General features: G+C 36.6%; 1 protein-coding gene. It reads right to left on the reverse strand.

Annotated elements, in window-relative coordinates:
• Positions 1–5: 5 nt before the first annotated feature.
• The coding region (locus tag GO013_RS16825; protein ID WP_203529719.1) for a hypothetical protein at positions 6–336 on the reverse strand (331 nt) is incomplete at its 5' end.

Raw genomic sequence — 336 nt, forward strand, 5'->3', positions numbered from 1 at the left:
CCTACTTAAGGCATCGCATCAAAAACCACGCTAATCCCATTTTTTAAAATGATAGGGTTTTTTGCATCAGTGATATGGATAAAACGCACGCCATCAAGCAAATTAAGAGCGATTTCTTGCTGTCTGTTTTCTTTAGCAATAATTTGAATAATCTTTAAGTTTTCATCATAAAAGATCACTTTGGGTTGCCATAAAGGGTTATTAGAGCTTATTTTTAAATACGCATTCTGATTCACGCTCAGCCAATACTTCCCGCTCGCTTCCTTAAATTCCACAGGATCGCTACTCAAAACTAAAACTCTCGCGTTAGGGAGCTTGATTTTTTGTAAGACAAAG

Source organism: Pseudodesulfovibrio sp. JC047 (genome assembly GCF_010468615.1).
Taxonomy (GTDB): Bacteria; Desulfobacterota; Desulfovibrionia; order Desulfovibrionales; family Desulfovibrionaceae; genus Pseudodesulfovibrio.